At 50.0% G+C, this 5,237-nt stretch carries 6 protein-coding genes; 5 read left to right on the forward strand and 1 reads right to left on the reverse strand.

Annotated features, from left to right (window positions below; translation table 11 throughout):
- From CFERDRAFT_RS12715 to CFERDRAFT_RS11530, 3 genes are all read left to right on the forward strand, one after another.
- Positions 1–137 (forward strand): helix-turn-helix domain-containing protein (locus tag CFERDRAFT_RS12715; RefSeq protein WP_198002413.1); only part of this gene is annotated, 137 nt, incomplete at its 5' end.
- A 331-nt stretch (positions 138–468) separates the two neighbouring features.
- Positions 469–1,107 carry a chlorosome envelope protein H gene (csmH, locus tag CFERDRAFT_RS11525; protein ID WP_006367402.1) on the forward strand — a complete coding sequence of 213 codons (639 nt, stop codon included), beginning with the start codon at positions 469–471 and terminating at the stop codon, positions 1,105–1,107.
- Between the two features lie 223 nt (positions 1,108–1,330).
- The gene (locus tag CFERDRAFT_RS11530; protein ID WP_006367403.1) at positions 1,331–2,794 is read left to right on the forward strand and encodes a sigma-54-dependent transcriptional regulator; all 1,464 of its coding nucleotides are present in this window, start codon (positions 1,331–1,333) and stop codon (positions 2,792–2,794) included.
- A 39-nt stretch (positions 2,795–2,833) separates the two neighbouring features.
- Here the strand turns inward: CFERDRAFT_RS11530 and dut are convergent, their stop codons facing one another.
- Entirely contained in the window at positions 2,834–3,280 is a 447-nt protein-coding gene (gene dut, locus CFERDRAFT_RS11535) for a dUTP diphosphatase (RefSeq protein WP_006367400.1), read from the reverse strand.
- An 86-nt stretch (positions 3,281–3,366) separates the two neighbouring features.
- Here dut and bshB1 point away from each other — a divergent pair, with 86 nt between their 5' ends.
- Both bshB1 and CFERDRAFT_RS11545 read left to right on the forward strand, forming a co-directional pair.
- On the forward strand, positions 3,367–4,131 hold the full coding sequence (gene bshB1 / locus CFERDRAFT_RS11540; RefSeq protein ID WP_006367401.1) for a bacillithiol biosynthesis deacetylase BshB1: 765 nt from the start codon (positions 3,367–3,369) through the stop codon (positions 4,129–4,131).
- A gap of 256 nt (positions 4,132–4,387) precedes the next feature.
- Positions 4,388–5,237: putative porin (locus tag CFERDRAFT_RS11545; protein ID WP_040433868.1), on the forward strand; the 850-nt coding region annotated here is incomplete at its 3' end.

Raw genomic sequence — 5,237 nt, forward strand, 5'->3', positions numbered from 1 at the left:
TACGATTCGGAAATCGCGCACTTGATGCACTCATTCATCGTTTGAGAAGAAAATATGAGGAGACGAACATTAAAATCCCGATTAAAACCATCCATGGCTCGGGGTACTGTTTTTCAGCACCCATCATCATTACATAAATCATATTAAAATAATCAGTTCGTTGCATGCAACATCGGGCTCCTGCGTTAAGGGTAGCTCTCCATCCACAACCATTCACTTCCGGTCATCGTTAATACCTCACGGTTTCGGTACCATAATCCATAGTTCAAACTGCAAATAACAAGCAGCAAGGAAACAAAATTTCACAGGAGTTTATCCCTGTTTTTTCTCTGAGGCCAAAGAAGAAGATCGGAGAGTACAACGATGCATAACCCGGTCAAAATACATCCGACAGTGGCGGACTTGGTAAATAGATTTCTTATATTCCGGTAATTACAATTAATTATCTACCTATAACAAGATACCACTATGGCAGAAGAACTGAACACGCCTGCGGGCGCACCAAAACCGGCTGTACAGAAAAGCACCGAGTCCAATGTCGGCAACGGCGATATGGCCAATCTGATCGGCAATGTCGGCATTCTGATTGACTCAACCATTGAATCCGTCCAGGGCATTATCACCACAGTAAGCTCAGCGACCGAACAACTGATCGACGGTGTTACCTCAACCATCAAATCCGAACCTGTACAGGGCATCATCAATAATGTCAATTCGGTTTCGGGCAAGTTGATCGATAACGTCAACACGGTATCAGGACAGTTGATTGATGGTGTGACCGCCACACTGAACTCCGAACAGGTACAGAGCTCGTTTCAGGAACTCGGCAAACTGTTTAAAAACCTGCTCGATAATCTGAATGCAACAGTCTCGACCGTCAGCTCCGGCCAGGTACAGAACCTGTTTGACAATGTAAGTGCAGGTCTTGGACAGCTTGTCGGCAATGCCATGGCATCTGCAAAAATCGGCAGCAGTGAAGATCGCCACAAAAAAGAGGTCAAGGAGATTCATTTCACCCAGAAAGAGGTTGTTCCTGAAGTTCAAATTCCGGCACCAGCTCCAGCTCCTGTAACTGCTCCGGCTCCGGTATCAGCACCGGCTTCGTGATCATCATCAACACCGGCACCGGCTCCGGTATCAACAGCGGCGTCTGCATCAGCACCTGTATTGAAACCGAAAATCTGACGCGAAAATTCAATACGGGGCAACAGAGCAGAAAAACAATACAGAAAGAGTTGGCAATCTCTGATTGAATAATAGTTTGAGGGAGATAGGGCTATCACAGCACAGCGATAGCCCTATCCCCTGAAGCAGGCAAACGAAAGGTGCATTGAAAGAGGGTCAATATAATCGCTATACCGGAAGCAAAACCGCAGCAACCAAAAAAAGTGTTGTGCTCATTGCTGACGATGACAATACATCGCGCCGGATTCTCAGCCATTTTGTACAGAAAATGGGCTATGTTCCCATCGTGGCAGAGGACGGTGAGGAGTGCATTCGATGCCTTACCGAACAGGCCCCGAATGTCATTCTGCTTGACATCAACATGCCCAAGAAAGATGGCTTTGAAGTGATGCTGCACATGAAGGCGCACAACATTGTGACGCCTGTCATTATGATCACGGCTTCACACGATATTCCCCATGCCGTCAAATGCATTAAACTCGGAGCTTTCGAGTACCTGACCAAACCCCTGAGCATCGACAGGCTTGAAATTGTCATGCGCAATGCACTGGCGGAGTCATCCCTGCAAAGTCAGGTGCAACTGCTTCAGAAAGAGCTGAAAAGTCAGAACCTGTTCAGGAAAATTATCGGTTCCAGCCCGGTAATCAAACATACCATGGAGCAGGTCATACAGGTCATGGAGACCGACCTGAACGTTCTTATTATCGGAGAGAGCGGTTCCGGCAAGGAGTTGTTTGCCGAAGCGATTCATTACGGCAGCAAACGAAAAAAAGGTCCGTTTGTTTCGGTTAACTGCGCAGCTATCTCCAACAATCTTGCCGACAGCCTGCTGTTCGGCCATGTCAAAGGCTCATTTACCGGTGCAAACACTGATCATACCGGGTTTTTTGAGCAGGCGGACAATGGCACCATCTTTCTTGATGAGATCGGAGACATGGATTCAGACGTACAGGCAAAGGTGCTTCGTGCTCTCCAGGAGAGAAAAATCAGGCGCGTTGGAGAAAAAAGCGAAAAGAGTGTCAATTTCAGGGTCATCTCGGCAACCAACAGGGATTTCTCTCAGGCAATAAAAAACAATCTTTTCAGGGAGGATCTCTACTACCGCCTTGAGGAGTTTCCCCTTTACATCCCCCCTCTCAGGGAACGTCCCGAAGATATTCCGCTTCTCATCCGCCATTTTCTCGACGAGTTTTCAAGTGCCAACAATCTGGAATCGCTTCAGCTGGCTCCGGATGCGCTCGACAGTATTGAGGGCTATCAGTGGCCGGGTAATATACGGGAGCTTAAAAATGCCGTACAGCGGGCTGCTGTAACCAGAAAAGGCAACTTGATCGAAACACTGCGCTCTGCTCTTATTCCGGGTTCAGCCGGAACGCACGCTGCCGAGAAAACCGTACCGGAAAAAACCGTTGAACAGGCTTTACCTGATCAGAAAGCCGCGAGCAAGATCTCCTATTCGCTCGAAGAGCATGAGAGGGATGCGATCATCAAGGCCTACAAGGCTTCCCAGGGCAACCTTACAAAAACCGCCCGCATGCTTGGCATCGGCAGGGCAACCCTCTACAGAAAGCTTGACAAATTTGGTCTTGAGTATCTGAAAACAGGCTGATCAAGCCCCCAGCCGAGCCGGTGGTTGCCGCCATAATCTTCACTGTCTGCCGGTTCCCGTATGCCCGAACCCCCCGTCACCCCTTGCCGTTGAACCAAGCTCACTGACCTCATCAAACGAGACGTTCTCGACTTTTGCCACAACCATCTGTGCTATCCGGTCACCATTGCGCACAATAAAAGGCTCCCGGCCGTAGTTGATGAGAATAACCTTGACCTCTCCACGGTAATCGGCATCAATGGTAGCAGGACTGTTGGGCAGCGAGATCATCGATCGAAGGGCCAGACCGCTTCTTGGCCGAAGTTGTGCCTCATACCCCTCCGGGAGTTCAAGGGCAAAACCGGAAGGAATCAGTGCTGTTGTCAAGGGGGCGATGGTGAGCGGCTCTTCAATGCAGGCTGAAATATCCATTCCCGCTGCGTGGGCGGTTGCATAAACCGGAAGAACCGCTTGTTTGTTAAGGCGAACTATCTTTACTTTCAGCATTGTTCGGAATTTTCTTGGTTATCGGCAGCAGACAAGCCGTGTCAGGAGAATAAGCAAATCGAGATCGTCAGAATATAACCACAATTATGAGAAGAGAACCGGATAGAGCAGCTCAAAAGGTCTATGCACTTGCTTTCGGTGCCCACCCTGATGATGTGGAACTCTCATGCGGAGCCACCCTGCTGAAAATCATCGGCGAAGGCCGTCAGGTTGCAGTCTGCGACCTGACAAGAGGTGAGATGGGAACAAGCGGAACTCCTGAAACAAGGCGTGATGAAGCTGAGCGTGCTGCCGCCGTAATGGGTTACCGGTGCCGCACAACCCTCGACCTTGGAGACTCAAAACTTTTTTATACAGAAGAGAACCTTGCCGAAATCATCCGTGTCATCAGAGCCTTCAGGCCTGATGTGGTTTTTTGCAATCCTTCGGACGAACGGCATCCCGATCACTCCAAAGCATCAAAACTGGTCACTGACGCCTGCTACTATGCAGGCCTGAAACAGCTTGAAACCAGCCTGAACGGATCACTCCAGGAAGCTCACCGCCCTCACCATCTGCTCTACTACATCCAGTTCAAACACCTTGAACCGCAACTGATTGTCGATGTTTCGGAAACCTTTACCGCTTCACGAAAAGGCGTTCTTGCCTTTGCGTCGCAATTCCACCGTGAAGGAACAACCGGAGAGCCGGAAACCCTGATCAAACGCCCGGAGTTTCTTACCGGACTGGAAGCACGAGCCCGCTACTTCGGTGAGCAGATCGGCGTCACCTACGGCGAAGGATTCCGGCTCTCCTCTACCATGGCAATCAACTCCTTCAGCAACGCATTCCCCCCGAAAACCACGTTTTAAAAACAGCTTTCACCCTCCGGATCCTCCCGTAGTGCCGGATAAACACCGGCAGGCAGCCGGGCATTGCCCTCTTTATGCACAGCGATTTCTGAATCCACCCGACAGGAACAGCACTTCCCGCCTCTCTCTGTTTTTTGTTCACAATCCTGCAACACTCCTGTAACAATTCCTTAACACTACTAATTGTATGTTTGGAGAGCAAAAATGATGCGATAAAAGTTTTGTGTACTCACAACATCAACCAACCCAAAAGAGCATGAAAAAAATAGCAATGATGGTCGGTCTTGCAGCGGCCCTCGGATTCAGTAACGCCGAGGCTGTTGACCTGATATGGAAAGGTGATCTGCGTTACCGTTATCAGTCCGATCTTCGCCACACCGATGGCGCTACCGGAGAACACAGTCGCGACCGCCACCGCAGCCGTGTCCGTCTTGGTGTCTATCCGTGGATCAATGAAGAGCTTTCCGGCGGAGTACAGCTCTCGACCGGAAGTCTTACGGAAACGACCTCCCGCAACGAGACCATTGATGATCAGTTTCTTGCCGATCCGGTCTACCTGAACGAATACTTCATCGACTACCATCCGATGGCTTACGGCATGAACGGAGCGGCCAATATCATTCTGGGTAAACGGGCTGTTGCCAGTGATCTGGTCGTGGTCAACGATCTGGTATGGGACAGCGATCTTACCTTTGAAGGGTTAACGCTCCAGTATGGCAAGGAGAGTGACGGCAAGGAGAAGGATGGCCTGACGGCAGTTGTCGGCTACTTCCCGCTTAACGAGCGTTCATCCAGAACGGCGGTAGCAGAAAAGGATGCCTATATTCTGGCTGGCCAGGCGGCATATAAAGGTGAGATCAGCGACGTGAGTTATCAATTAGGAGCCGGTTACTATAACTATGCGAATTTCGATGTAGTCAACACGACCACCTACTCTCCGGCATACGACTATTCCAAAAAGGATTTCAATATAGCCGAGCTGTTCGGTACCGTCGGCGGCCAGATCACGGAAAAGCTGCCGTGGAAGATTACCGGTCAGTATGCCCGCAACATGGCCAAAAATGCTGATGCCTCCGGGATCGATGACACAAAGCGGGACAGTACCA

Source organism: Chlorobium ferrooxidans DSM 13031, from assembly GCF_000168715.1.
Classification (GTDB): domain Bacteria; phylum Bacteroidota; class Chlorobiia; order Chlorobiales; family Chlorobiaceae; genus Chlorobium; species Chlorobium ferrooxidans.